Origin of the sequence: Citrobacter sp. Ce129 (assembly GCF_030334545.1) — a bacterium.
Classification (GTDB): domain Bacteria; phylum Pseudomonadota; class Gammaproteobacteria; order Enterobacterales; family Enterobacteriaceae; genus Citrobacter; species Citrobacter europaeus.
Genome location: NZ_JAOWDS010000051.1, coordinates 449,045 through 475,829, shown reverse-complemented (window position 1 = coordinate 475,829; position 26,785 = coordinate 449,045). Strand labels below are relative to the sequence as shown.

21 protein-coding genes and 1 other annotated feature are annotated in these 26,785 nt (G+C 53.4%); of the genes, 12 read left to right on the top strand and 9 right to left on the bottom strand.

Translation table 11 applies throughout. The annotated features are described in order from the left end of the window. Positions 1–51 precede the first annotated feature (51 nt). Both acrB and acrA read right to left on the bottom strand, forming a co-directional pair. A complete protein-coding gene (gene acrB / locus OGV77_RS04240) occupies positions 52–3,201 on the bottom strand; it encodes an efflux RND transporter permease AcrB (RefSeq protein WP_043015417.1) in 3,150 nt (1,049 codons plus the stop codon). Between the two features lie 22 nt (positions 3,202–3,223). Then, a complete protein-coding gene (gene acrA / locus OGV77_RS04235) occupies positions 3,224–4,417 on the bottom strand; it encodes a multidrug efflux RND transporter periplasmic adaptor subunit AcrA (protein WP_043015418.1) in 1,194 nt (397 codons plus the stop codon). A 141-nt stretch (positions 4,418–4,558) separates the two neighbouring features. Here acrA and acrR point away from each other — a divergent pair, with 141 nt between their 5' ends. After that, positions 4,559–5,209, top strand: a complete 651-nt coding sequence (acrR, locus tag OGV77_RS04230; RefSeq protein ID WP_043015419.1) for a multidrug efflux transporter transcriptional repressor AcrR — start codon at positions 4,559–4,561, stop codon at positions 5,207–5,209. Positions 5,210–5,336: 127 nt separating this feature from the next. Beyond that, on the top strand, positions 5,337–8,702 hold the full coding sequence (mscK, locus tag OGV77_RS04225) for a mechanosensitive channel MscK (RefSeq protein WP_043015420.1): 3,366 nt from the start codon (positions 5,337–5,339) through the stop codon (positions 8,700–8,702). A 75-nt stretch (positions 8,703–8,777) separates the two neighbouring features. On the opposite strand, the gene rsmS is transcribed toward mscK, so the two are convergent. Both rsmS and priC read right to left on the bottom strand, forming a co-directional pair. Next, on the bottom strand, positions 8,778–8,939 hold the full coding sequence (gene rsmS / locus OGV77_RS04220) for a pleiotropic regulatory protein RsmS (RefSeq protein WP_064507026.1): 162 nt from the start codon (positions 8,937–8,939) through the stop codon (positions 8,778–8,780). Between the two features lie 14 nt (positions 8,940–8,953). Continuing rightward, complete coding sequence (gene priC, locus OGV77_RS04215; protein ID WP_043015421.1) at positions 8,954–9,481, bottom strand: primosomal replication protein N''; 528 nt, start codon at positions 9,479–9,481, stop codon at positions 8,954–8,956. 69 nt (positions 9,482–9,550) lie between these two features. Here priC and OGV77_RS04210 point away from each other — a divergent pair, with 69 nt between their 5' ends. From OGV77_RS04210 to hemH, 8 genes are all read left to right on the top strand, one after another. Then, positions 9,551–9,928 (top strand): DUF454 family protein, encoded by a 378-nt coding sequence (locus tag OGV77_RS04210; protein WP_008783969.1) that lies wholly within the window; start codon positions 9,551–9,553, stop codon positions 9,926–9,928. 193 nt (positions 9,929–10,121) lie between these two features. After that, entirely contained in the window at positions 10,122–10,673 is a 552-nt protein-coding gene (apt, locus tag OGV77_RS04205; RefSeq protein ID WP_043015422.1) for an adenine phosphoribosyltransferase, read from the top strand. A gap of 118 nt (positions 10,674–10,791) precedes the next feature. Further along, positions 10,792–12,720 (top strand): DNA polymerase III subunit gamma/tau, encoded by a 1,929-nt coding sequence (gene dnaX, locus OGV77_RS04200; RefSeq protein WP_080625613.1) that lies wholly within the window; start codon positions 10,792–10,794, stop codon positions 12,718–12,720. After that, positions 12,053–12,117 (top strand) — a sequence feature (DnaX frameshifting element). Its footprint overlaps the gene before it by 65 nt. Before the next feature lie 57 nt (positions 12,721–12,777). Continuing rightward, complete coding sequence (locus OGV77_RS04195) at positions 12,778–13,107, top strand: YbaB/EbfC family nucleoid-associated protein (RefSeq protein ID WP_003021764.1); 330 nt, start codon at positions 12,778–12,780, stop codon at positions 13,105–13,107. Then, positions 13,107–13,712, top strand: coding sequence for a recombination mediator RecR (recR, locus tag OGV77_RS04190; RefSeq protein ID WP_003021767.1), 606 nt, complete (start codon positions 13,107–13,109; stop codon positions 13,710–13,712). The genes OGV77_RS04195 and recR overlap by 1 nt, the downstream gene beginning before the upstream one ends. Before the next feature lie 110 nt (positions 13,713–13,822). Further along, complete coding sequence (gene htpG / locus OGV77_RS04185; protein WP_087051624.1) at positions 13,823–15,697, top strand: molecular chaperone HtpG; 1,875 nt, start codon at positions 13,823–13,825, stop codon at positions 15,695–15,697. Positions 15,698–15,927: 230 nt separating this feature from the next. Then, positions 15,928–16,572, top strand: coding sequence for an adenylate kinase (gene adk, locus OGV77_RS04180; protein ID WP_003021773.1), 645 nt, complete (start codon positions 15,928–15,930; stop codon positions 16,570–16,572). 141 nt (positions 16,573–16,713) lie between these two features. Beyond that, the gene (hemH, locus tag OGV77_RS04175; RefSeq protein ID WP_087051623.1) at positions 16,714–17,676 is read left to right on the top strand and encodes a ferrochelatase; all 963 of its coding nucleotides are present in this window, start codon (positions 16,714–16,716) and stop codon (positions 17,674–17,676) included. On the opposite strand, the gene aes is transcribed toward hemH, so the two are convergent. Next, positions 17,673–18,632 carry an acetyl esterase gene (aes, locus tag OGV77_RS04170; RefSeq protein WP_087051622.1) on the bottom strand — a complete coding sequence of 320 codons (960 nt, stop codon included), beginning with the start codon at positions 18,630–18,632 and terminating at the stop codon, positions 17,673–17,675. The two genes, hemH and aes, sit on opposite strands and share 4 nt — an antisense overlap. A 152-nt stretch (positions 18,633–18,784) precedes the next feature. Here aes and gsk point away from each other — a divergent pair, with 152 nt between their 5' ends. Then, entirely contained in the window at positions 18,785–20,089 is a 1,305-nt protein-coding gene (gene gsk / locus OGV77_RS04165) for an inosine/guanosine kinase (RefSeq protein ID WP_043015427.1), read from the top strand. A 45-nt stretch (positions 20,090–20,134) separates the two neighbouring features. Here the strand turns inward: gsk and ybaL are convergent, their stop codons facing one another. Both ybaL and fsr read right to left on the bottom strand, forming a co-directional pair. Further along, positions 20,135–21,814 (bottom strand): YbaL family putative K(+) efflux transporter, encoded by a 1,680-nt coding sequence (ybaL, locus tag OGV77_RS04160; protein WP_043015428.1) that lies wholly within the window; start codon positions 21,812–21,814, stop codon positions 20,135–20,137. 225 nt (positions 21,815–22,039) lie between these two features. Further along, positions 22,040–23,260, bottom strand: a complete 1,221-nt coding sequence (gene fsr, locus OGV77_RS04155; RefSeq protein ID WP_043015429.1) for a fosmidomycin MFS transporter — start codon at positions 23,258–23,260, stop codon at positions 22,040–22,042. Between the two features lie 174 nt (positions 23,261–23,434). On the opposite strand from fsr, the gene ushA reads away from it, so the two are divergent. After that, positions 23,435–25,087 (top strand): bifunctional UDP-sugar hydrolase/5'-nucleotidase UshA, encoded by a 1,653-nt coding sequence (ushA, locus tag OGV77_RS04150; protein WP_043015430.1) that lies wholly within the window; start codon positions 23,435–23,437, stop codon positions 25,085–25,087. Positions 25,088–25,200: 113 nt separating this feature from the next. Here ushA and ybaK read toward each other — a convergent pair whose 3' ends face one another. Both ybaK and OGV77_RS04140 read right to left on the bottom strand, forming a co-directional pair. Beyond that, positions 25,201–25,680 carry a Cys-tRNA(Pro)/Cys-tRNA(Cys) deacylase YbaK gene (gene ybaK, locus OGV77_RS04145; protein WP_087051621.1) on the bottom strand — a complete coding sequence of 160 codons (480 nt, stop codon included), beginning with the start codon at positions 25,678–25,680 and terminating at the stop codon, positions 25,201–25,203. Between the two features lie 201 nt (positions 25,681–25,881). After that, a complete protein-coding gene (locus OGV77_RS04140; protein ID WP_075145056.1) occupies positions 25,882–26,676 on the bottom strand; it encodes a TraB/GumN family protein in 795 nt (264 codons plus the stop codon). Between the last annotated feature and the right edge of the window lie 109 nt (positions 26,677–26,785).

The window sequence follows — 26,785 nt, the reverse complement described above, 5'->3', positions numbered from 1 at the left end:
TGATTTTTCCAGAAAAAAGGCCGCTTGCGCGGCCTTATCTTTAGAGAGCTATCAATGATGGTCTACTGAGTGGCTATGCTCAACATCTTCGCTTTTGCGGCTAAAGCGGCGGCGTACCACCACAAAGAACACCGGAACAAAGAAGATAGCCAACACGGTTGCCGTCACCATCCCGCCCATTACGCCTGTACCTACTGCGTTCTGCGCGCCGGAGCCTGCGCCGGAGCTGATTACCAGCGGCATTACGCCCAGAATAAAGGCCAGCGATGTCATCAGGATTGGACGTAAACGCATACGTACCGCGTCCAGCGTCGCCTCTATCAGACCTTTGCCTTCTTTATCCATCAAGTCTTTGGCGAATTCGACGATAAGTATCGCGTTCTTCGCCGACAACCCAATGGTTGTGAGCAGGCCTACCTGGAAGTAAACGTCGTTGGTCAGGCCGCGGAACGTCGCCGCCAGCAATGCGCCAATAACACCCAACGGTACTACCAGCATTACGGAGAACGGAATTGACCAGCTCTCGTACAATGCCGCCAGACACAGGAATACGACAATCAGTGAAATGGCATACAGGGCAGGGGCCTGGTTGCCGGACAGTCGTTCCTGGTAGGACATACCGGTCCAGTCATAGCCGATACCGGATGGCAGTTTACTGGCCAGTTGCTCCATCATTGCCATCGCTTCACCGGTACTTTTACCCGGTGCGGCCTGGCCTAAGATTTCCATGGAAGGCAGACCGTTATAGCGTTCCAGACGCGGTGAACCATATTCCCAACGTGAGGTAGAGAAGGCGGAGAACGGCACCATCTGCCCGTCGCTGCCGCGAACATACCAGTTGCCAATATCTTCCGGCAACATACGGTATTTCGCTTCAGACATGACGTAAACTTTCTTCACACGACCACGGTCGATGAAGTCATTCACGTAGCTTCCGCCCCATGCTGCACCCAGCGTTGTATTAATGTCACTAATGGAAACACCCAGAGCCTGCGCTTTTTCCTGATCGATATCGATCTTGAACTGCGGCGTATCTTCCAGACCGTTAGGACGTACGCCGACTAACAGATCGGGATGCTTCGCAACTTCACCAAACAGCTGGTTACGCGCCTGGGTTAGTTTCTCATGACCTAAACCTGCCTGGTCAATCAGCTGGAAGTCGAAACCGGTGGCGGTCCCTAACTCCACAATGGCTGGCAGGTTAAAGGCAAAGACCATTGCGTCTTTAATCTGCGAGAATGCGCCCATCGCACGTTGAGTAATCGCCTCAACCTTGTTCTCTTCGCCAGGACGTTCACTCCAGTCTTTCAGAGAAACGAACGCGATACCGGTGTTCTGACCACGACCAGCAAAGCCAAAGCCGTTAACGGCAAACACCGATTCAACGTTCGCTTTTTCTTTGGTCAGATAGTAATCCGTCATTTCGTCCAGCACCTTCTGGGTACGCTCTTGCGTTGCACCCGCTGGCAGCTGAGCCATTGACAGGAATACCCCCTGGTCTTCATCCGGCAGGAACGAGCTTGGCAGACGAACGAACAGATAGGCCATGCCCACGACGATTATCAGATACAGCGCCAGATAACGACCGGTGCTGCGCAGAATTCCGCCCACGCTGTCGGTGTAATGGTGCGTGCTCTTATCGAACATGCGGTTAAACCAGCCGAAGAAGCCTTTTTTGCCTTCTCCGTGATCGCCTTTAGCAATCGGTTTAAGCATGGTCGCACACAGGGCAGGGGTCAGAATCAATGCCACCAGGACTGACAGCGCCATCGCCGAAACAATGGTGATGGAGAACTGACGGTAAATTGCGCCGGTAGAACCCCCGAAGAAAGCCATCGGGATAAATACCGCTGACAGCACCATCGCGATACCAACCAGTGCGCCCTGAATCTGGCCCATCGATTTACGCGTTGCTTCCTTCGGCGGTAGCCCTTCCTCAGCCATTACACGTTCAACGTTCTCGACCACAACGATGGCATCATCCACCAACAGGCCGATGGCGAGCACCATCCCGAACATCGTCAGCGTGTTTATCGAGAAGCCGAAAATCGCAAGGACGGCAAACGTACCCAATAGCACCACCGGCACGGCGATAGTCGGAATCAGCGTCGCGCGGAAGTTCTGCAGGAACAGATACATTACCAGGAACACGAGAATGATTGCTTCCGCCAGCGTTTTCACTACTTCGTGAATAGAAATTTTCACGAACGGCGTGGTGTCATACGGATAAACGATCTTCAGACCTGACGGGAAGAAAGGTTCCATCTTCTTCAGTTCTTCGCGGATAGCGTTAGCGGTGTCCAGGGCGTTAGCGCCTGTCGCCAGCTTGATACCCAGACCGGATGCAGGTTTACCGTTGAACTTCGCAATGATGTCGTAGTTCTCGCCACCCAGTTCGACTTTCGCTACGTCACGCAGACGCACCTGAGAACCGTCCTGATTCACTTTCAGCAAAATTTTGCTGAACTCATCGGCAGAGGTCAGACGGGTTTGCGCGATGATCGACGCGTTAAGCTGCTGGCCTTTCACCGGCGGCGTACCGCCTAACTGACCGGCTGCAACCTGGGCGTTCTGCGCTTTGATGGCGCTGATCACATCAACCGGCGTCAGTTGGAAGTTATTCAGTTTGTTCGGATCCATCCAGATACGCATCGCGTACTGGGAACCGAACAACTGAACGTCACCCACACCTGAAGTACGGCTGATGGCGTCCTTCATGTTGGCGCCCACGTAGTCGGAAATATCCTCCTGCGTCATGGTGCCGTTGGTGTTGATAACACCGACAACCATCAGGAAGCTGCTGGATGATTTCTCAACGCTCACGCCCTGTTGTTGTACTTCCTGCGGCAAAAGCGGCATTGCCAGCTGCAGTTTGTTCTGCACCTGTACCTGTGCGATATCCGCGTCAGTACCAGACTGGAAGGTTAGGGTGATCTGCACGGTACCCGTGGAGTCACTGTTTGAGGACATGTACATCAGGTTATCGATACCGTTCATATTCTGTTCGATAACCTGCGTAACAGTATCCTGTACTGTTTTGGCATCAGCGCCAGGATAGGTCGCGGAGATCGTCACTGCAGGCGGTGCAATAGTTGGATATTGCGCTACCGGCAATTTGAGGATCGCGAGCCCCCCTGCCAACATGATGATAATGGCGATCACCCACGCAAATATTGGGCGATCGATAAAGAAATTAGGCATGTCTTAACGGCTCCTGTTTAAGTTAAGACTTGGACTGTTCAGGTTGGCTACCGCTTGCTGCTTGCTGGTTGTTATCAGCGGTGATTTCCTGCGCTTTTACCTGCGCGCCAGGACGTACTTTTTGCAGCCCAGTGACAATCACGCGGTCGCCCGGTTTAAGTCCATCAGTGACTAACCATTTGTCGCCAATCGCTTGTGAGGCGACAATTTGACGAGTTTCAACTTTGTCGTCTGCACCGACAACCAATGCACTGGCATCGCCACGCGGTGTGCGGGTAACGCCTTGCTGTGGAACCAGTAATGCAGTTGGGTTAGTCCCTTCTTCCAGACGTGCGCGAACGAACATACCTGGCAGTAAGGTGTGATCCGGGTTAGGGAAGATTGCGCGTAACGTAATCGATCCGGTGGTTTGATCAACCGTCACATCAGAAAATTCCAGCGTACCGGACTGCGGGAATTTAATACCGTCATTGGTCACCAGTTCGACTTTCGCTTTACCGTTTTCTTGCTTAAGCGTGCCGTTGGCCAATTCTTGTTTCAGGCGCAGGAAGTCGTTACTTGACTGCGTCACGTCCACATAGATTGGGTCAAGCTGCTGAACGGTCGCCAGTGCGGTCGCCTGACCATTTTGCACCAGAGCGCCTTCAGTAACGGATGACTTACCAATGCGGCCGCTGATCGGCGACGTCACTTTGGTATAGGCCAGATTGATGCGTGCAGTTTCTACCGCGGCTTTCGCGGCGACAACGGCGGCGTTCGCCTGCTGTGCGTCTGCCAGCGCGCTATCGTAATCCTGTTGACTAATGTACTTAGTCCCCAACAGTTTCTGATAACGTTTGACCGTCAGTTGAGCGATATTTGCTGCGGCTTGTGCTTTGGCCAGATCGCCTTTTGCGCTTTCATAAGCGGCCTGGTAAGTAGCAGGATCAATCTGATAGAGAGATACACCCGCTTCGATGTCACCACCTTCCGTGAAATTACGCTTCAGGATAATACCGCTAACCTGAGGACGAACTTCAGCAATGCGATACGCACTGGTGCGACCCGGGAGTTCGGTTGTTATCTGTAGAGGTTCAGTTTTGAGCGTAACAACTCCAACCTCTGGCATCTGCTGGCCCCCTTGTTGGGCCTGTTTGTCGTCACATCCTGTTAGCGCTAAGCTGCCTGAGAGCATCAGAACGACTGCCAGAGGCGTTAACCCTCTGTTTTTGTTCATATGTAAACCTCGAGTGTCCGATTTCAAATTGATCAATGGCTAAAAGCCCATAAACCCATTGCTGCGTTTATATTATCGTCGTGCTATGGTACATACATTCACAAATGTATGTAAATCTAACGCCTGTAAATTCACTGACCTATGGCACGAAAAACCAAACAACAAGCACAGGAAACACGACAGCACATTCTCGATGTCGCTCTGCGTTTGTTTTCGCAACAAGGGGTATCATCCACCTCGCTTGCGGAGATCGCAAAAGCCGCTGGTGTCACGCGCGGCGCAATCTATTGGCATTTCAAAAACAAATCGGATTTATTCAGTGAAATCTGGGAGCTAGCAAAACCTAACATTGATGAGTTAGAGATTGAGTATCAGGCAAAATTCCCCGACGATCCACTATCAGTATTAAGAGAAATTTTAATTTACGTTCTTGAAGCTACCGTGACAGAAGAACGCCGACGTTTGTTGTTGGAAATTATATTCCACAAATGCGAATTTGTCGGGGAAATGGCCTCTGTTCAGTTAGCTCAACGTAGTCTGTGTATTGAAAATTACGACCGTATCGAACAAACATTGCGGCACTGCATGAATGCCAACATGCTGCCGGAAAATTTGAACACGCGTCGCGTGGCGGTGCTGCTGCGTAGCTACGTTACCGGAATTATAGAGAACTGGTTATTTGCCCCAGAATCTTTTGATCTGAAAAAAGAGGCCCGGGAATACATCGCTGTACTGCTGGAGATGTGTCTTCTCTGCCCAAGCCTGCGGGTTAACGTGGCGAAAACCTGCTAACGCTTTGGGTCGGAACCAGGAATTCTCCTGGTCGTTTTGCCTGCTGCTATTCTGCCGGTCACAGCCGTGATATTCTTGCCGCTTGACTATTTTCGGTCACTTTTCCGGTTCAGAAACGTTCATTCTCATGACTATGTTGCAGCTCTATAAACGTTCACAGCATCTTATTGCTATTACCATTCTTTTCTTCATTCTATTGCTATCCTGCCAGTCATCTGCATTTGCGCGGGCGCAACAGAGTGGTGAACTGCCGACGAAAGCGGATATTCAGAGCCAGTTAGACACGCTGAATAAACAAAAAGATCTCTCCGCGCAGGATAAGCTGGTCCAACAAGATCTCATCGATACCATTGCCACGCTGGATAAAATCGATCGCGTGAAGGATGAAACCGTACAGCTTCGGCAGAAAGTTGCCCAGGCGCCGGAAAAAATGCGTCAGGCGACGGATGCGCTAAATTCGCTTAGCGATGTTGATAATGACGATGAAACGCGAAAAACGCTGAGTACGCTCTCCTTACGACAGCTTGAGTCGCGCGTGGCGCAGGTTCTGGATGACCTGCAAAGTTCGCAAAACGATCTTGCCGCTTACAACAGCCAACTGGTGTCGCTGCAGACGCAGCCAGAGCGCGTACAAAATGCGATGTACACTGCGTCGCAACAGATGCAGCAAATTCGCAATCGACTTGATGGCACCAGTGTGGGAGAGGCGGCTTTACGCCCCAGCCAGCAGGTGCTGCTGCAGGCGCAGCAGGCGCTGCTGAATGCGCAGATCGACCAGCAGCGTAAGAGCCTCGAAGGTAATACGGTTTTGCAGGACACCCTGCAAAAACAACGCGATTACGTGACGGCGAACAGTAACCGCCTTGAACATCAGCTTCAGCTCTTGCAAGAAGCGGTGAACAGCAAACGACTGACGTTAACCGAAAAGACGGCGCAGGAAGCGGTAACGCCGGACGAAGCCGAGCGTATCCAGTCCAATCCGTTAGTGAAGCAGGAGCTTGATGTTAACCATCAGCTCAGCCAGCGCCTGATTGCCGCGACTGAAAACGGCAACAGCCTGATGCAGCAAAATATCAAAGTTAAAAACTGGCTTGACCGCGCCCTGCAATCCGAACGCAACATTAAAGAGCAGATCGCCGTTCTGAAAGGCAGTCTGCTGCTGTCGCGCATTTTATATCAGCAACAACAAACGCTGCCGTCGGCAGATGAGCTTGCCGATATGACCAACCGGATCGCCGATTTGCGTCTGGAGCAGTTCGAGGTCAACCAGCAGCGTGATGCGTTGTTCCAGAACGATGCGTTTGTCGCCAAACTGGAAGAAGGGCACAGCAACGAAGTTAATCCTGAAGTCCACGATGCCCTGATGCAGGTCGTGGATATGCGTCGTGAACTGTTGGATCAGCTAAATAAGCAGTTGGGCAACCAGTTGATGATGGCGATTAATCTGCAAATCAACCAGCAACAGTTAATGAGCGTGTCGAAAAACCTGAAAGGGATCCTCACGCAGCAAATTTTCTGGGTTAACAGTAACCGTCCGATGGACTGGGACTGGATCAAAGCCTTCCCACAAACGCTAAAAGACCAGTTTAAGTCGATGAAAATCACGGTGAACTGGGAAAAAGCCTGGCCAGCCGTATTTATTGCGTTCCTGGCAGGGCTGCCGCTGCTGCTTATCGCCGGGTTAATCCGCTGGCGTTTGAGGTGGCTGAAGGATTATCAGGCAAAATTAGCCGCCGCGGTGGGGAACCTGCGTAACGACAGCCAGCTTAATACACCCAAAGCAATTCTGATCGATCTCATCAGAGCCTTGCCGGCATGTCTGATTATCCTCGCGGTGGGCCTGATTTTGCTGACCATGCAGCTGAATATCAGTGACCTGCTGTGGGCGTTTAGCAAGAAGATGACCATCTTCTGGCTGGTGTTTGGTCTGTGCTGGAAGGTGCTGGAAAAAGATGGCGTGGCGATTCGTCATTTTGGCATGCCAGCGCAGCAGACCAGCCACTGGCGCCGCCAGATTGTTCGTATCAGCCTTGCGTTGTTGCCGCTCAACTTCTGGTCGGTCATTGCTGAGCTGTCGCCGCTTAATTTGATGGACGATGTGCTTGGCCAGGTGGTCATTTTCCTCAACCTGCTGCTGATCGCCTTTCTGGTATGGCCAATGTGCCGCGAAAGCTGGCGTGACAAAGAGTCGCATGGTCTACGTCTGGTCACCATTACCGTGCTGTCTATTATTCCGATTGCACTAATGGTGCTGACGGCGACAGGGTATTTCTACACCACGCTGCGCCTGGCCGGTCGTTGGATTGAAACGGTCTATCTGGTTATCCTCTGGAACCTGCTGTACCAGACGGTGCTGCGTGGATTGAGCGTAGCGGCACGCCGTATTGCCTGGCGTCGTGCGCTGGCGCGTCGTCAGAACCTGGTTAAAGAAGGGGCTGAAGGCGCAGAACCACAGGAAGAACCGACCATTGCGCTGGAGCAGGTTAACCAGCAAACGCTGCGTATCACCATGCTGGTGATGGTTGCCCTGTTTGGGGTTCTGTTCTGGGCTATTTGGTCTGATTTGATAACCGTATTCAGCTACCTCGACAGCATAACGCTCTGGCATTACAACGGCACCGAAGCAGGGGCTGCGGTGGTGAAAGACGTCACCATGGGCAGTCTGCTGTTTGCGATTATTGCCTCAATGGTCGCGTGGGCGCTGATCCGTAACTTACCCGGCCTGCTGGAAGTGCTGGTGCTTTCGCGACTGAAGATGCGTCAGGGCGCTTCCTATGCGATCACTACGATCCTTAACTACGCCATCATCGCCATCGGCGCGATGACGGTCTTCGGATCGCTCGGCGTCTCGTGGGATAAGCTACAGTGGCTGGCAGCTGCTCTGTCGGTTGGTCTTGGTTTTGGTCTGCAGGAAATTTTCGGTAACTTTGTTTCCGGTCTGATTATTCTGTTTGAACGTCCGGTCCGCATCGGCGATACCGTGACTATCGGTACGTTTTCAGGAACGGTCAGCAAGATTCGTATCCGTGCCACCACCATTACCGACTTCGATCGCAAAGAGGTGATCATCCCGAACAAAGCATTCGTGACGGAGCGTTTGATCAACTGGTCGCTCTCTGATACCACCACGCGTCTGGTGATCCGCATTGGTGTGGCCTACGGTTCGGATCTGGACAAAGTGAAGAAAGTGCTGCTGCAGGCGGCGATGGAACACCCGAAAGTCATGCACGATCCGGAGCCTGCGGTGTTCTTTACCGCCTTTGGCGCCAGTACGCTGGATCATGAACTGCGTTTATACGTACGTGAACTGCGCGATCGTAGTCATACGGTTGATGAACTTAACCGTGCGGTGGATCGTTTGTGCCGTGAAAACGACATTGATATTGCCTTTAACCAGCTCGAAGTGCACCTGCATAATGCGAAAGGCGACACCGTGACCGAGGTTAAGCGTGACATCATCAAGGGTGACGATCCGACGCCTTCGGTAGGTTAATAGAAAAAATCATCAGGCCCGCGAGCTTTGATTCATTCGTAGGCCTGATAAGTGCAACGCCATCAGGCATTTCAGCTATAGCGCTTTTTTAGAAGAAGAGAGCTGTTTCCTTTCGTAATCCCGTTTAATAATCTCTAGCGCCTTCAGCACTGTTTCAGGCGCAACCTGATTTTCCTCAAGTAAAACAATCAGGTCGACGGCCAGTTTGACCTCGTCCGGGGCATTCTCTAATGACATAAATTCTCCGGGGATTAGCGGGTTAAACGCGCCAGCACGTTTTCTATTCTTGCCAGTGCATGACGACAACGCGCGAGTCGCGCTTCGAATGCTTCTACTTCACGATGCAGTTTTTGCTGTTCTTCAAAGCCGGTAGCCTGAGCCAGGCGCTCTTTGCGCTCTCGCGTCATTTCAACCAGACGGCGTTCAAACTCTTGGTGTTGTACTCGCTTGCGCTGCCAGCGCGCAAGACCTGGAGATGCGCTGTCCCACTCCCGGAGCGACCAACTGGCGGTTTCACGTGAAATCGCCTCTAACTGTGAGGCAAGGTGTTCCGCAAGCCAGCTAATTTGTGGTAGTTGCTGCTGCTCGACTGCGCGGCGCAGGGCCGCGAGATTATCATCTGCTTCATCCAGACAGGCCTGCAGCAACGTGCTGCGGGTGTGAAACAGATGTCTGTCAAAGCGGGCGCTAAGCGTTGCATGGTGCGCCAGCGGGGCACAACGCTGGCGTAGGCGGTTAAGCTGGTTTTCGAGCGTCTGAAGCAGCATGACGGTTTTCACGACAACACTCCGATGAAAATGAGAACTGTTATGCTAAAGTAGCGATTCTCTGTGTTAAGTACTCATATTATGCAACGCATTATTCTAATCATCATTGGCTGGATAGCGGTAGTGCTAGGTACGCTGGGCGTTGTATTGCCTCTGTTGCCGACGACGCCGTTTATACTTCTGGCTGCCTGGTGTTTTGCCCGCTCATCGCCGCGTTTTCACGACTGGCTGCTGTACCGTTCGTGGTTCGGCGGGTATCTGCGCCACTGGCAAAAACACCGCGCGATGCCGCCGGGAGCGAAGCCGCGCGCTATTTTGTTGATCCTGGTGACGTTTGGTATTTCACTGTGGCTGGTCAATATGATGTGGGTACGCGGCCTGCTGCTGGTCATCCTCGCCTGTTTACTGATTTTTATGTGGCGGATCCCGGTGATTGATGAAAAACAACAAAAGCAGTAAAGCGCAATAAACGCTGTTGCAATTGTCTCCCACAGTCAGTAAATTCGACCGTTTTCGAGCACAGGCGCAGGTGGTCAAAGGTTAAGCAAGTGTAACCTTGACTCATATATAGACACAAAATCATCCAAGATACGTCGAGGATGAAGTGTATAGTGCGCCGTGAAGTAATACTGTATTAATCAGGCACAAACTTATGACCGCGACTGCACAGCAGCTTGAGTTTCTCAAAAATAGCATCAAAAGCATCCACGACTACCCAAAACCGGGCATTCTCTTTCGTGATGTCACCAGTTTACTGGAAGACCCGAAAGCCTACGCCCTCAGCATTGAATTGCTGGTTGAACGCTACAAAAATGCGGGTATCACAAAAGTGGTTGGCACCGAAGCGCGTGGCTTCCTGTTTGGCGCGCCGGTAGCGTTGGGTCTGGGCGTCGGCTTTGTTCCAGTACGCAAACCCGGTAAGCTTCCGCGTGAAGTTATTGCTGAGAGCTATGAACTGGAATACGGCACCGATCAGCTGGAAATCCACGTTGATGCCATCAAACCTGGCGATAAAGTCCTGGTTGTGGATGATCTGCTGGCAACCGGCGGCACGATTGAAGCGACCGTGAAACTGATCCGCCGTCTGGGTGGCGAAGTGACCGATGCCGCTTTTATCATTAACCTGTTTGATCTGGGCGGCGAACAGCGTCTGGAAAAACAGGGGCTGACCTGTTATAGCCTGGTTCCATTCCCAGGCCACTAAGTCGGGCTATCTTATCCCGGTTGAAGTAATACCGAGACACACAACCTCGCCGTCGCTGCGAGGTTGTGTTAGCATTATCCCCCTGTGAATCCACCCTCCAGCCTTTCAGAGCCTGCCAATGAGTTATCAGGTCTTAGCCCGAAAATGGCGCCCACAAACCTTTGCTGACGTCGTCGGCCAGGAACATGTGCTGACGGCACTGGCGAACGGCTTGTCGCTAGGGCGTATTCATCATGCTTATTTGTTTTCCGGCACCCGTGGCGTCGGGAAAACCTCTATCGCCCGTTTGCTGGCGAAGGGATTAAACTGTGAAACCGGCATCACCGCGACGCCGTGCGGCGTGTGCGATAACTGCCGCGAAATCGAGCAGGGGCGTTTTGTCGATCTGATTGAAATCGACGCCGCCTCACGCACCAAAGTCGAAGACACTCGTGACCTGCTGGATAACGTCCAGTATGCGCCTGCGCGCGGTCGCTTTAAGGTCTACTTGATCGACGAAGTGCACATGCTGTCGCGCCACAGTTTTAACGCCTTGCTGAAAACGCTCGAAGAGCCGCCCGCGCACGTTAAGTTCCTGCTGGCGACTACCGATCCGCAGAAGCTGCCGGTGACTATCCTGTCGCGCTGTCTGCAATTCCATCTTAAAGCGTTGGATGTCGATCAGATTCGTCATCAGCTTGAGCATATTCTCAAAGAAGAGCATATCGCGCATGAACCACGTGCGCTGCAACTGCTGGCTCGCGCCGCGGACGGTAGCCTGCGCGATGCGCTGAGTCTGACCGATCAGGCGATCGCCAGCGGCGATGGTCAGGTCTCGACCGACGCGGTCAGCACCATGCTCGGCACGCTGGACGACGACCAGGCGCTCTCGCTTGTTGAAGCGGTTGTGGCTGCGGACGGTGAACGCGTTATGACGCTGGTTAACGATGCCGCTGCGCGTGGGATCGAATGGGAAGCGCTGCTGGTTGAGATGTCGGCTTTGCTGCACCGTATTGCTATGGTTCAACTTTCACCCGCCGCGCTCGGTAGCGATATGGCCGCCATTGAACAGCGTATGCGCGAGCTGGCGCGGATCGTCCCGCCAACCGATGTGCAGCTTTACTACCAGACTCTGTTAATCGGGCGCAAAGAACTGCCGTATGCGCCGGACAGGCGAATGGGCGTCGAAATGACGCTGCTGCGTGCGCTGGCTTTTCATCCGCGCATGCCGCTCCCGGAACCTGAAGTCCAGCGACAGTCGTTTGCCCCGGCCGCACCCACTGCGGTGATGACCCCGACGCAGGTGCAGCAGCAGCCAGCGCCTGCGCAACAGCAACAGAATGTGCCGCTCTCCAATGCCACCAGCCAGGTGCTGGCGGCGCGCAGTCAGTTGCAACGTGCTCAGGGAGCAACCAAACCAAAAAAGAGTGAACCGGCAGCCGCTTCCCGCGCGCGGCCGGTGAATAATGCTGCGCTGGAAAGACTGGCTTCGGTGTCGGAACGTGTTCAGGCGCGTCCGGCAGTTTCTGCGCTGGAAAAAGCGCCAGCGAAGAAAGAAGCGTATCGCTGGAAAGCGGCCAATCCTGTTGCAGAAGTTAAAGAAGTCGTCGCCACGCCGAAAGCGCTGAAAAAAGCGCTTGAGCATGAAAAAACGCCGGAGCTGGCGGCAAAGCTTGCGGCTGAAGCCATTGAACGCGACCCGTGGGCTGCGCAGGTAAGCCAGCTCTCGCTGCCAAAACTGGTGGAGCAGGTGGCGCTCAATGCCTGGAAAGAAGAGAATGGCAACGTGGTTTGCCTGCACCTGCGTTCCACGCAGCGACACCTTAATTCCAGCGGCGCGCAGCAAAAACTGGCTGAAGCACTGAGTTCCTTAACGGGGTCAACGGTTGAATTGACCATCGTTGAAGATGATAATCCAGCGGTGCGTACGCCGCTGGAGTGGCGTCAGGCCATTTATGAAGAGAAGCTCGCGCAGGCGCGTGAGTCGATTATTGCGGATAATAACATTCAGACGCTGCGTCGTTTTTTCGATGCGGACCTGGACGAAGAGAGTATTCGCCCCATTTGATCGTGAGCCTAATGGTTTGACGGTCGTCATCCCTTAACGTGATTGAGAGAGAAGCCTATGTTTGGTAAAGGCGGTCTGGGTAACCTGATGAAACAGGCCCAGCAGATGCAAGAAAAAATGCAACAGATGCAGGAAGAAGTCGCCAAGCTGGAAGTGACCGGCGAATCTGGCGCGGGCCTGGTTAAAGTGACCATCAACGGCGCGCACAACTGCCGTCGCGTGGAGATCGATCCAAGCCTGCTGGAAGACGACAAAGAAATGCTGGAAGACCTTGTCGCTGCGGCATTCAACGACGCGGCGCGTCGCATTGAAGAGACGCAGAAAGAGAAGATGGCTTCTGTTTCCTCCGGAATGCAGCTGCCGCCTGGCTTTAAGATGCCGTTCTGATGCAAACCAGCCCGCTGTTAACTCAGCTTATGGAAGCATTGCGCTGTCTGCCGGGCGTTGGCCCGAAGTCTGCGCAGCGCATGGCGTTCACGCTGCTTCAGCGCGATCGCAGCGGCGGGATGCGTCTGGCGCAGGCGTTAACGAAGGCGATGTCGGAAATCGGCCACTGTGCCGATTGCCGCACCTTCACAGAGCAGGACGTCTGCAACATCTGCTCGAACCCGCGTCGCCAGGAGAACGGTCAGATTTGCGTGGTGGAAAGTCCGGCGGACATCTACGCCATTGAGCAAACTGGGCAATTTTCCGGACGTTACTTCGTGCTGATGGGACACCTGTCGCCGCTGGACGGTATTGGCCCTGATGATATCGGGCTGGATCGTCTCGAACAGCGACTGGCGTCTGAGCAAATCAACGAACTGATCCTGGCGACCAATCCCACGGTCGAAGGAGAGGCGACCGCCAACTATATTGCTGAGCTTTGCATGCAGTATGGCGTTGAAGCCAGCCGTATCGCCCATGGCGTTCCGGTAGGCGGCGAGCTGGAAATGGTCGATGGCACCACGCTGTCGCACTCTCTGGCAGGACGACACAAGATTAAATTCTGAACAAACGGAGGCCGCGACGGCGGCTTCCGCTTGAAATCCTTCCCGCTTGTCCCCATTTCACCCTCAACGTGTTTTTACCATTGAAAATGGCATTGTTGAGGTAGATCTACATGAAAGGACAAGAAACTCGTGGTTTTCAGTCAGAAGTAAAACAGCTTCTGCACCTGATGATCCATTCTCTGTATTCCAATAAAGAAATCTTCCTGCGTGAGCTTATCTCTAACGCCTCGGATGCGGCAGACAAACTGCGTTTCCGCGCTCTGTCTAACCCGGATCTGTATGAAGGTGATGGTGAGCTGCGTGTACGTGTTTCCTTCGATAAAGATAAGCGTACGTTGACCATTGCCGATAACGGCGTGGGGATGAACCGCGATGACGTTATCGATCATCTGGGGACCATTGCAAAATCCGGCACCAAATCTTTCCTCGAATCCATGGGCTCCGATCAGGCGAAAGACAGCCAGTTGATCGGCCAGTTCGGGGTTGGTTTCTACTCTGCGTTCATCGTGGCGGACAAAGTTACCGTACGTACCCGCGCTGCGGGCGATAAACCGGAAAACGGCGTGTTCTGGGAATCTGCGGGCGAAGGCGAGTACACCGTAGCCGACATCACCAAAGACGATCGCGGCACCGAAATCACTCTGCATCTGCGCGAAGGCGAAGACGAGTTCCTGGATGACTGGCGCGTACGTTCCATCATCAGCAAATATTCCGACCATATCGCGCTGCCGGTAGAGATCGAAAAATCCGAAGAGAAAGACGGCGAGACCGTGGTTTCCTGGGAAAAGATCAACAAGGCGCAGGCGCTGTGGACCCGTAACAAGTCGGAAATCAAAGACGACGAGTACAACGAATTCTACAAGCATATCGCCCACGACTTCACTGACCCGCTGACCTGGAGCCACAACCGTGTGGAAGGTAAGCAGGAGTACACCAGCCTGCTGTACATCCCGTCCCAGGCACCGTGGGATATGTGGAACCGCGATCACAAGCATGGGCTGAAACTGTATGTTCAGCGTGTGTTCATCATGGACGACGCCGAGCAGTTCATGCCGAACTATCTGCGCTTTGTGCGCGGCCTGATAGATTCCAACGATCTGCCGCTGAACGTTTCTCGTGAGATCCTGCAGGACAGCACCGTCACCCGTAACCTGCGCAGCGCGCTGACCAAACGCGTACTGCAGATGCTGGAAAAACTGGCGAAAGACGACGCGGAAAAATACCAGACCTTCTGGAAACAGTTCGGCCTGGTGCTGAAAGAAGGACCGGCGGAAGACCATGCCAACCAGGAAACGATCGCTAAGCTGATGCGCTTCGCGTCCACGCACACTGACTCCTCCGCGCAAACCGTGTCGCTGGAAGATTACGTGTCGCGGATGAAAGAAGGGCAGGAGAAAATTTACTACATCACTGCAGACAGCTATGCGGCGGCGAAGAGCAGCCCGCACCTGGAACTGCTGCGTAAGAAAGGCATCGAAGTGCTGCTGCTTTCTGACCGCATCGATGAGTGGATGATGAACTACCTGACCGAGTTCGACGGTAAGGCATTCCAGTCCGTCGCCAAAGCTGACGAGTCCATCGACAAATTGGCGGATGAAGTTGACGAATCGGCAAAAGAAGCGGAAAAAGCGCTGACGCCGTTCGTTGAGCGCGTGAAAACCCTGCTGGGCGACCGCGTAAAAGAAGTGCGACTGACCCACCGCCTGACCGACACGCCGGCCATCGTCACCACCGATGCGGACGAAATGAGCACCCAGATGGCGAAACTATTCGCCGCTGCGGGCCAGGCCGTACCGGAAGTGAAATACATCTTTGAACTGAACCCGGACCACGTGCTGGTAAAACGCACGGCGGATACCCAGGATGAAGTGCAGTTCAAAGAGTGGGTTGAACTGCTGCTGGATCAGGCGCTGTTTGCCGAGCGCGGCACGCTGGAAGATCCGAACCAGTTCATCCGTCGTATGAACCAGTTGCTGGTGTCCTGATAGCCGTAATGTAATGCCGGATGGCGCTAACGCTTATCCGGCCAACGAGCAGGCAGCTTATGAAAGCCCGATGTGCGTAGCGCCATCGGGCGTTTTTTTATCCTCTCTTTTCTTCATTTTCCTCCGTTAACCGTTTCAGCGTCGGGCGTCTTCCTTGAGCCAATTGCGTGATGGTGGTATCGTTTAGCGCTTTTTAAAAAATATCGACAACCTTTAAGGGGATTTTCGTAATGCGTATCATTCTGCTTGGCGCTCCGGGCGCGGGTAAAGGAACTCAGGCTCAGTTCATCATGGAGAAGTATGGTATTCCGCAAATCTCCACCGGTGATATGCTGCGTGCCGCCGTGAAATCTGGCTCCGAGCTGGGCAAACAAGCGAAAGACATCATGGACGCCGGTAAGCTGGTGACTGATGAGCTGGTGATCGCGCTGGTAAAAGAGCGTATTGCTCAGGAAGACTGCCGTAATGGTTTCCTGCTTGATGGCTTCCCGCGTACTATTCCGCAGGCTGACGCCATGAAAGAAGCAGGCATCAACGTGGACTACGTTCTGGAGTTTGACGTACCTGACGAGCTGATCGTTGACCGTATCGTGGGGCGTCGCGTACACGCTGCTTCTGGCCGCGTTTACCACATCAAATTCAACCCGCCTAAGGTTGAAGGTAAAGACGACGTGACCGGCGAAGAGCTGACCACCCGTAAAGACGATCAGGAAGAGACCGTACGTAAGCGCCTGGTGGAATACCATCAGATGACCGCTCCGCTGATCGGCTATTACTCTAAAGAAGCGCAGGCGGGTAACACCAAATACGCGAAAGTTGACGGCACCCAGGCCGTGGCTGACGTGCGCGCAGCGCTGGAAAAAATCCTCGGTTAATTTTTTTAACGCGGTTAATGCCGGATGGTGGTGTATACACCGCCATCCGGCAAATTCTCGTCTTACCTCTCACAGCAATTAGTTCTTCTTTATCGCTTTTCCGCTACAATTATCAACAATTTGAATCGATAAGAGGCGGTAATGCGTCAGACGAAAACCGGTATCCTGCTGGCAAACCTCGGTACTCCCGATGCCCCAACCCCCGAAGCCGTTAAGCGCTATCTGCGCCAGTTTTTAAGCGATCAACGCGTAGTCGATACGTCACCTGCGCTGTGGTGGCCACTGTTGCGCGCCGTTATTTTGCCGCTGCGTGCCCCGCGAGTGGCAAAACTGTACCAGTCAATCTGGATGGAAGACGGTTCCCCGCTGATGGTCTACAGCAAGGCGCAACAGCAGGCGCTGGCACAACGTTTGCCAAATACGCCTGTCGCGCTGGGGATGAGTTACGGTTCACCGTCGCTCGAAAGCGCAGTTGATGAGCTGCTGGCAAGCGGGGTAGAACACATAGTGGTGTTACCGCTGTACCCGCAATATTCCTGTTCGACGGTAGCGGCGGTCTGGGATGAACTGGCGCGCATCTTAGCGCGTAAACGCGGTATTCCTGGCGTCTCGTTTATTCGTGATTACGCCGATGACAGCAGCTACATTGATGCGCTGGCCAAGAGCGCCCGGGATTCATTTGCTCAGCATGGCGAACCTGATTTACTGCTGCTCTCTTACCACGGCATTCCGCAGCGTTACGCCGATGAAGGCGATGACTACCCGCAGCGCTGTCGCGATACCACCCGTGAGCTGGTTTCAGCGCTTGGTCTGCCGCCGGAAAAAGTCATGATGACCTTCCAGTCTCGCTTTGGCCGCGAACCATGGCTGACGCCGTATACCGACGAAACGTTAAAAATGCTGGCGGAGAAAGGGACCCGACATATCCAGGTTATGTGTCCGGGCTTTGCGGCCGATTGCCTCGAAACGCTGGAAGAGATAGCGGTACAAAATCGGGAGATTTTCCTCGAGGCTGGCGGTAAGCAATATGAGTATATCCCGGCGCTGAACGCCACGCCGGAACATATCGAAATGATGGTCAATCTGACTGCAGCTTACCGTTAAAGCTGTGCCCTGAAGTAACGCGCGCCCTCCCGCAACGCATCGTCGGCGGTTTTCATCATCCGCGAATAGTGCAGGAAGGCGTGCAGCGTGCCGGGGTACATTTTGTACTGGCAGGGCTGCTGATGCGTCTGTAGCGTCTGGAATAATAAGCGGCTATCGTCAATCAGCGGATCAAACTCCGCGCCGGCAATAAAACACGGCGGCACATCGCGCGTCAGATCGTTATTAAACAGGCAATAATACGGTGACTCGCGATCGTCGGTGCTACGCAGGTACGCGTTTTCGTACATCTGCAAGTCCTCGCGGGTTAAACCATCCCACGCTCCGCCCATCAGCCGTCTGCTCAGTGAATCCTGCAGGCCGTAAAGCCCATACCACAACAGCACCCCAGCCACCTTGCCGCAGACAATGTGTTTATCCCGCAGCCACAGTGCGCTGGCCAGCGCCAGCATGGCCCCGGCGGAATCACCGGCAAAACCAATATGATTCACATTAAGGGAATAGTCGCCAGCGTGCTGATGAAAATACTGGCAAACGGCGACAATCTCTTCGATGGCTTGCGGGAAACGAGCTTCCGGCGACAGCGAATAGTCGATACCAATTACTGTGCACTGCGTATAGTGCGCCAGTAAGCGCATAATGCGATCGTGGGTATCCAGATTACCGAGAATAAAACCGCCGCCGTGCAGGTAATATAGCGTCGCCTGGCTATGGGGCTGCGGAGCGTAAATGCGTGTGGCAACGGGGCCGCACGCGGTAGAAATAACGCATTCACGGGTATTCATCTGTGGCGCATCGGCATTCCACAGCTGTCGTTCATGAATATAGTGTTGGCGCTGGGCCACGATGTCATCGGCAGCGGGCCACGGCGGCAAATCGTCGCGATGAAAATTCACCACGCTTTTCATTTCATCCGAAATTTTGTCGAGTACGGGGATCTTGTTTTCCGGCTTCATAAAACGCTCCTTGTGAAGGTGAGTTATTGTAGAAATTAATCCCGTTTAAACTGCGATCTCACCGTCCGATATTGAAACTCAGCGCCGCATCGCATGCGCAGCAGGGAATGTGCTACCATGCATCGCTCAGTTAACCACCCGTAAAATCGACCATGAAATTTCCCGGTAAACGTAAATCCAAGCACTATTTTCCCGTTAGCGCGCGCGATCCGTTGCTGCAACAAATTCAGCCAGAAAATGAAACCAGCGCAGCCTGGGTGGTGGGTATTGACCAGACGCTGGTGGATATTGAAGCCAAAGTGGATGATGGCTTTGTAAAACGTTATGGATTAAGCGCCGGGCATTCTCTGGTGATTGCCGATGATGTCGCAGAAGCGCTCTATCAGGAGCTGGTGCGTGAAAATTTGATCACCCATCAGTTTGCGGGCGGTACTATCGGTAACACGATGCACAACTACTCCGTGCTGGCGGATGACCGCTCGGTGCTGCTGGGCGTGATGTGCAGCAATATCGAGATTGGCAGCTATGCGTACCGCTATTTATGCAATACCTCCAGCCGTACCGATCTGAACTACCTGCAAGGCGTTAATGGACCGATTGGCCGCTGCTTTACGCTGATTGGCGAGTCAGGTGAGCGTACCTTCGCGATCAGCCCAGGGCATATGAATAAGCTACGGGCAGATAGCATCCCTGAATCGGTGATTGCCGGAGCGTCCGCGCTGGTGCTGACGTCCTATCTGGTGCGCTGCGAGCCGGGCGAGCCGATGCCGGAAGCGACCATGAAGGCAATTGAATATGCTAAAAAACACAATGTGCCGGTGGTACTGACGCTGGGCACCAAGTTCGTCATTGCCGATAACCCGCAGTGGTGGCAGGCGTTCCTCAAAGAGCATGTCTCTATTCTGGCGATGAATGAAGAAGAGGCCGAAGCGCTGACAGGCGAGAACGATCCGCTGCTGGCGTCCGACAAAGCGCTGGATTGGGTGGACCTGGTGCTGTGCACCGCGGGTCCGGCGGGTCTGTATATGGCGGGCTTTACGGAAGAAGAAGTTAAACGTAAAACCCAGCATCCGCTGCTGCCCGGGGCTATTGCCGAATTTAACCAGTACGAATTCAGCCGCGCCATGCGCCATAAAGACTGTATCAATCCGCTGCGCGTGTATTCGCACATTGCGCCGTATATGGGCGGGCCTGAAAAGATAATGAATACCAACGGCGCGGGTGACGGCGCGCTGGCGGCATTGCTGCATGATATCACCGCCAACAGCTATCACCGCAGTAACGTGCCTAACTCCAGCAAGCACAAGTTCACCTGGCTGACCTATTCGTCGCTAGCCCAGGTGTGTAAATATGCTAATCGCGTGAGTTATCAGGTGCTGAACCAGCATTCACCGCGCCTGACGCGCGGTTTGCCGGAACGTGAAGACAGTCTTGAGGAGTCTTACTGGGACCGTTAAATCAGGCACAGGCCGGATAAGCGACAGCGCTATCCGGCACGTACATTAACTGGCGGTAGCAACTTCACCGGCAGGCGGCGTTTCAATTAGCTCCAGCATGGTACGGGCGATTTCACGCTCACCCATGACGACCTGATTGGCGCCGCGTTCGGTAATATATTCCACCTCATCGTCATAATGCGCGCGGGCGATAATCTCAATCGATGGGCATTTCTCACGTGCAGAAGCGACAATTTCACCCGCTTCATAACCATTGGGAATGGTCAGCAACAGCCAGCGTGCGCAATCCAGATGCGCCAGATTCATAATCTCTTCGTTGGCGGCATTTCCCAGCACTGCGCGGATCCCGCGCTCGCGCAGTTCATCTACCCGGGTACGCGAGGTTTCGATAACCACCAGCGGGATCCCCGCAGCCATCAATTTCTCACCCAGCAGGCTACCGACACGACCAAAGCCAACCAGCAGGGCGTGATTACAGATATCCACCGGAATTTGCTTCTCTTCTTCGATGGCCTCTTCCAGCGTCTGCTCTTCCAGCGTTTCTGTTTTGGCGAGGTATTTTTCTAACACCGCGAACAGCACCGGGTTAAGCATGATGGACAGGATTGCCCCGGCCAGGACCAGATTCTGTCCGGCCTGCGGCAGCAGGTTTAACGCCATTCCCAGACCCGCCAGGATAAAGGCAAATTCACCAATCTGCGCCAGGCTGGTGGCAATGGTGAGCGCCGTACGTTGGGAGTGTCCAAACAGGCGCACCAGGAAATAGGCAGCAAGGGATTTACCAAAGATAATAATCGCCAGCGTGCCCAGCACCGCCAGCGGCTGCTGGATCAGGACTAACGGATCGAACAGCATCCCGACGGAAACGAAGAACAGTACGGCGAACGCATCGCGCAGCGGCAGGGTGTCATGCGCCGCACGGTGACTCAGTTCCGATTCATTCAGCACCATACCGGCGAAGAACGCGCCCAGCGCAAAGGAGACGTCGAACAACTCTACAGCGCCAAAGGCGATACCTAATGCGAGGGCGAGGACCGACAGGGTAAACAGTTCACGTGAACCGGTAGCGGCGCTGCGGGCCATAATCCATGGCACCAGGCGACGACCCACCAGCATCATAATCGCGATAAACGCCACCACCTTACCGATGGTTATGCCCATATCGACGGCCAGCGAGGCGAAGCCGACATCTTCTTTTTCCAGCATTCCGGCGACGGCTGGCAGGAGAACCAGCGTCAGTACCATCATCAGGTCTTCGACAATCAGCCAGCCGATGGCGATTTGCCCGCGCTGGCTGTCAATGAGCTGTCTTTCTTCAAGGGCACGCAGTAGCACCACGGTACTGGCGGTTGATAGACACAGACCAAACACGATCCCTACCATTAACGACCAGCCCATCACCGCTGAAAGCGCCATACCCAGCAGCGTTGCCACCGCTATCTGAGCAATCGCGCCGGGAATGGCGATAGCCTTTACCGCCATCAAATCTTTCAACGAAAAGTGCAACCCCACGCCGAACATCAGCAGGATTACGCCAAGCTCGGCCAGTTCAGGCGCTAACTTGGTATCCGCAACAAAACCAGGTGTAAATGGACCGGCCAGAACGCCCGCTAACAGATATCCCACCAGAGGAGAAATACGTAGTTTATTGGCAATCATGCCTAATATAAAAGCGAGCACAAGGCCGCCGACAATGGTGGTGATAAGCGGGGTGGCGTGATGCATTCCGTCTCCTTTGGTTGCTGTGATGATCCTGAAAACTCAAATTACGAGTAATAGTTTATGACAATTTTGATGTTTATGTTTATGAATAATTATTGAATTTTGAAGAAAACGGGATTTTAGGCGTAAAAAAGCACGGATCGGAAAAGTAAGGTGATATCTGAGAGGTAAAGGCTGATGGCAACTGTAAGTGATGACGGCCAAAATTTACTTTTGGCCGTCAGAAAATCAGGCTTTGTGTCGGTTATCAGGTAAGAATATGGTCAGTATCCCCAGAAGAGGTAGGAAAGCACATATTTTGTAGACCAAATCGATACTGGTATGGTCGGCTACCAGCCCTAACACCGCGGCTCCCAAGCCACCCATGCCGAAGGCAAAACCGAAAAATAGCCCAGAAACCATGCCGATACGCCCAGGAAGCAGCTCTTGTGCGTAGACCAGAATGGCAGAAAACGCCGATGCGAGGATAAAACCAATGATCACGGTTAAAATCCCAGTCCATTCCAGCGTTGCGTAGGGCAAAACGAGGGTAAATGGCGCTACACCGAGGATAGAGCCCCAAATAACATATTTTCTGCCAATTTTATCGCCTAATGGTCCACCAATCACCGTCCCGGCCGCGACGGCAAACAGGAAGGCAAACAGGTGAAACTGGGCATTTTGTACCGATAATCCGAATTTTTGCATCAGATAAAAGGTGTAATAGCTGCTGATGCTCGCCATATAGAAGTATTTGGAGAAAATCAGTACCAGCAGGATGCTTACCGCCAGCACCACTTTATTGCGCGGTAACGGATTTACGATGGCGACTTTCGGTTTTCCTTTACTCATCCGATGCTGCGCAGCGTACCAACGGCTGATTTGCGCCAGGACGACAATCGCTAATAACGCAGCCAGAACAAACCAGGCCACATTACCCTTACCATATGGCGCGATGATGACAGCCGCCAGCAAGGGGCCCAGAGAGCTACCGAAGTTGCCGCCAACCTGGAAAATTGACTGGGCCAGGCCGTGACGACCGCCGGAGGCCATTCGCGCCACGCGGGATGATTCCGGGTGAAACACCGAAGAGCCGGTGCCAACCAGCGCCGCGGCGAGCAACACCATATGGAAGCTGCCGGCCATGGCCAGCAAAACAAGTCCGCTCAGCGTGAAGCACATCCCAATGGGCAGCGACCACGGCATCGGGTATTTGTCCGTCCAGTAACCCACGACCGGTTGCAGCAGCGAGGAAGCAAGCTGGAAGGTCAGGGTAATCATACCTATCTGCATAAACGTCAGTGAGAACTCTGACTGCAACAGCGGATAAATCGCCAGGATCAGCGACTGGATCATATCGTTTAGCAGATGGGAGAGACTGATCGCGCCTAAAATGCCAAATGAGGTGCGTGCTTTAGCAACCGACGCTGACGCGCCAGCCACAGGCTGGGTTTGTTCACTTATTGCCATAGAAAGTCACTTCTGTTTGGGTTGCGATTATGAGGGTAATCTATTTTGTTATTATTACCTGACTAACATACCTGCGGAAGGTGTTTGAAGGAAGTCTCATTTCTGAAAACATTTTCGACTATTATTTCATATCATTGTAATTTCAGTCGTTGATTTTGGCTCAGGGAGAGAAATATGAAGTTTTTGAAACGGGGCGTGGCGCTGGCGTTATTAGCCGCATTTACGCTGGCAGGTCAGCCTGCGCAAGCGTACGAAAAAGATAAAACCTACAAAATTACCATTCTGCATACCAACGATCATCACGGTCACTTCTGGCGCAGTGAATACGGGGAATATGGACTGGCGGCGCAAAAAACGCTGGTGGACGGTATTCGTAAAGAGGTGGCTGAGGAGGGGGGAAGTGTACTGCTGCTTTCCGGTGGCGACATTAATACCGGCGTACCGGAGTCCGATTTGCAGGATGCGGAACCTGATTTTCGCGGGATGAATCTGATTGGCTACGACGCGATGGCGGTCGGAAACCACGAGTTTGATAATCCCATGACCGTCTTGCGTCAGCAGGAAAAGTGGTCCAAATTCCCGTTTCTCTCGGCCAATATCTATCAGAAAAGCACCGGCGAGCGTTTGTTTAAGCCGTGGGCCATCTTTAAGCGCCAGGATTTAAAAATAGCCGTACTCGGTTTAACCACTGACGATACGGCGAAAATTGGCAACCCCGAATTCTTTACCGATATTGAGTTCCGTAAACCTGCCGATGAAGCCAAACTGGTAATCCAGGAACTGAATATGGGGGAAAAGCCAGACATCATTATCGCGACCACCCATATGGGACATTATGACAATGGCAATCACGGATCGAACGCCCCTGGCGATGTCGAAATGGCGCGCAGCCTGCCGGCGGGATCGCTGGCGATGATTGTCGGTGGTCACTCGCAGGATCCGGTGTGTATGGCTGCGGAAAACAAGAAGCAGGTTGATTACGTACCGGGTACGCCATGTGCGCCAGACAAGCAAAATGGGATCTGGATTGTGCAGGCGCATGAGTGGGGGAAATACGTGGGCCGGGCGGACTTTGAGTTCCGTAACGGCGAAATGAAAATGGTTAATTACCAGCTCATCCCTGTCAACCTGAAGAAAAAAGTGACCTGGGACAACGGTAAAAGTGAACGCGTACTCTACACCCCAGAAATAGCTGAAAATCAGCAAATGCTTTCGCTGCTGACGCCGTTCCAGAATAAGGGGAAAGCGCAGCTCGACGTGAAAATCGGTAGCGTCAATGCGCGCCTTGAAGGCGATCGGAGCAAAGTCCGTTTCGTGCAGACCAACATGGGGCATTTGCTGCTGGCTGCGCAAATGGCGCGAACCAGCGCTGATTTTGGCGTGATGAGCGGCGGCGGTATCCGTGATTCCATCGAAGGCGGTGATATCACCTATAAAAGCGTGCTGAAGGTACAGCCGTTTGGCAATATCGTGGTATACGCCGACATGAGCGGGAAAGAGGTGATTGACTATCTGACCGCCGTGGCGCAAATGAAGCCGGACTCCGGGGCCTATCCGCAGTTCGCCAACGTCAGCTTTGTGGCGAAAGACGGCAAGCTTAACGATTTGAAAATCAAAGGCGAACCCGTTGACCCAGCCAAAACCTATCGCATGGCAACGCTAAGCTTCAACGCGACCGGCGGCGATGGCTATCCGCGAATTGACAATAAGCCAGGCTATGTGAATACCGGGTTTATTGATGCGGAAGTGTTGAAAGAGTACGTGCAGAAGAACTCACCGCTGGATGCCAGCGCGTATGAGCCGAAGGGCGAAGTTACCTGGCAGTAACAGGGCGAAGTGCCGGATGGCGGTGCTGGCACCTTATCCGGCCTGCTGACTGTAAGAGTCTTCGGTTGTAGGCCTTAAAGCTGCGCGCCATCAGGCATTCATTCTACAACCGCTTAATCACGGCGTGCGATGTCGGCGAATTTCGCATCCAGAATTTTCGCCAGATCGCCCGCTGCCAGTTCGATATCCAGCCCGCGTTTGCCACCGGAAATATAAATGGTGTCAAACGTTTGGGCGGGAGCATCGATCAGCGTCGGCAATCTTTTTTTCTGCCCCAGCGGGCTGATGCCGCCGACCAGATAGCCAGTGGTTCGTTGCGCAACCATTGGATCGGCCATATCGACTTTTTTGGCGCCTAATGCTTTGGCGACTTTTTTTAGATCTAATTGACCTGCCACCGGCGTAACGGCCACCGCCAGGTGCTTCATATCGCCATTCGCGGCAACCAGCAGCGTTTTGTAAACCTGGTCCGCATTCAGACCTAGCTTGCGCACCACTTCGTCACCAAAGTTCGTCTCGGACGGATCGTGATCGTAGGTGTGGATCTGGAAAGAAATTTTGTTTTTTTCGAGTAATTTAACGGCGGGTGTCATAGCAATTTTCCTGGACCAGACAAAATACGACTCAAGCATACGCCTGATGTCTGTCTAAAAAATAGTACCATCTTGCGCAATAGTATTGGCAGGATGATGACTTTGAGCGACAATCGAACTACACCGACGCTTTAAGCGTTGGGATCATAATAATGATGAAATTCCTCTTTGACGGGCCAATAGAAATATTGGCCATTTTTTTTACCGTAACATCTCCGGCAAATTTCCTTCCCCATACAAATGCAGCGCGCCTACGGCCACGACATAGTGACCGGCGGGCATCGCTCTGAGTCGATCGCGCCAGGCTGCGTTACGCTGATGCATTAAAACGTCATACAGCGACTGGCTAAACGTATTGGGTAGCGTGAGTTCGCTATTGCGCGGCGGCGTTTTAAGCCACCAGCCCATCATCTGTTGGAGCAGTCTGGCATTGGTATGCCAGTGTGTCAGGGTATCGTCCAGTAGAGCCAGGCCGTTATCGGGCAGCTGGCATAACAGCTCGATTTGGCTGGATGCGCCTTCCAGTTCGATGACTGGTTTATGTGCCTGTTTTGCCGCATTCAGCAGTTGGTAATCAATCCCGTATTCCGCCCGCAGCCCCAGCTGTTGCGCCTGCGTTGCCTGTAATACCATGGCGATTTGCCACAACGGCTGGGTAGACAGCAGGGAAGGGGAAATCCCCAGTTCGCTGGTGACCTTGTGTAGATTGTCTAACTGCTCCGGGCTGATGCGCTCTTCAAGGGCGGCAAAGGTCGGAAGGTTGGCAAACGGCGCGTCGTCGCCGGAAACATCGGCTTCAACGATCAGCGCATCGGCACGCTTGAGCTTTTTGAGTAATTTGGCGGGCAGAGGCGCCATTTCGCGGCTGCCCATGTGAATGCTGCCTATCAGATGAAAATGGCGGTTGCCGGGCAAGGATATATCGATGGCAGGCCAGGTATAGGGGTTGCCGCGTAGCGCGGTGAAAAATGTTTTTACCCGGTACAACAGATCCATACGGCCTCCCTAAGTAGACTTCCATGCTAGCGCGTGGTCCAGGAAGGTGCAATGCGTGAATCGCCGGATGGCGATGCGAAATCCTCTTATCCGGCCTACAAAGTGCAGA

Bases quoted from the DNA above. Each gene is read 5' to 3' on its own strand.
- ushA (WP_043015430.1), top strand. From the start codon at position 23,435: ATGAAGTTTTTGAAACGGGGCGTGGCGCTGGCGTTATTAGCCGCATTT.
- hemH (WP_087051623.1), top strand. From the start codon at position 16,714: ATGCGTCAGACGAAAACCGGTATCCTGCTGGCAAACCTCGGTACTCCC.
- rsmS (WP_064507026.1), bottom strand. From the start codon at position 8,939: ATGTCATTAGAGAATGCCCCGGACGAGGTCAAACTGGCCGTCGACCTG.
- OGV77_RS04195 (WP_003021764.1), top strand. From the start codon at position 12,778: ATGTTTGGTAAAGGCGGTCTGGGTAACCTGATGAAACAGGCCCAGCAG.
- aes (WP_087051622.1), bottom strand. From the start codon at position 18,632: ATGAAGCCGGAAAACAAGATCCCCGTACTCGACAAAATTTCGGATGAA.
- OGV77_RS04140 (WP_075145056.1), bottom strand. From the start codon at position 26,676: ATGGATCTGTTGTACCGGGTAAAAACATTTTTCACCGCGCTACGCGGC.
- htpG (WP_087051624.1), top strand. From the start codon at position 13,823: ATGAAAGGACAAGAAACTCGTGGTTTTCAGTCAGAAGTAAAACAGCTT.
- gsk (WP_043015427.1), top strand. From the start codon at position 18,785: ATGAAATTTCCCGGTAAACGTAAATCCAAGCACTATTTTCCCGTTAGC.
- fsr (WP_043015429.1), bottom strand. From the start codon at position 23,260: ATGGCAATAAGTGAACAAACCCAGCCTGTGGCTGGCGCGTCAGCGTCG.
- acrR (WP_043015419.1), top strand. From the start codon at position 4,559: ATGGCACGAAAAACCAAACAACAAGCACAGGAAACACGACAGCACATT.
- dnaX (WP_080625613.1), top strand. From the start codon at position 10,792: ATGAGTTATCAGGTCTTAGCCCGAAAATGGCGCCCACAAACCTTTGCT.
- adk (WP_003021773.1), top strand. From the start codon at position 15,928: ATGCGTATCATTCTGCTTGGCGCTCCGGGCGCGGGTAAAGGAACTCAG.
- apt (WP_043015422.1), top strand. From the start codon at position 10,122: ATGACCGCGACTGCACAGCAGCTTGAGTTTCTCAAAAATAGCATCAAA.
- OGV77_RS04210 (WP_008783969.1), top strand. From the start codon at position 9,551: ATGCAACGCATTATTCTAATCATCATTGGCTGGATAGCGGTAGTGCTA.
- recR (WP_003021767.1), top strand. From the start codon at position 13,107: ATGCAAACCAGCCCGCTGTTAACTCAGCTTATGGAAGCATTGCGCTGT.
- acrB (WP_043015417.1), bottom strand. From the start codon at position 3,201: ATGCCTAATTTCTTTATCGATCGCCCAATATTTGCGTGGGTGATCGCC.
- mscK (WP_043015420.1), top strand. From the start codon at position 5,337: ATGACTATGTTGCAGCTCTATAAACGTTCACAGCATCTTATTGCTATT.
- ybaK (WP_087051621.1), bottom strand. From the start codon at position 25,680: ATGACACCCGCCGTTAAATTACTCGAAAAAAACAAAATTTCTTTCCAG.
- ybaL (WP_043015428.1), bottom strand. From the start codon at position 21,814: ATGCATCACGCCACCCCGCTTATCACCACCATTGTCGGCGGCCTTGTG.
- acrA (WP_043015418.1), bottom strand. From the start codon at position 4,417: ATGAACAAAAACAGAGGGTTAACGCCTCTGGCAGTCGTTCTGATGCTC.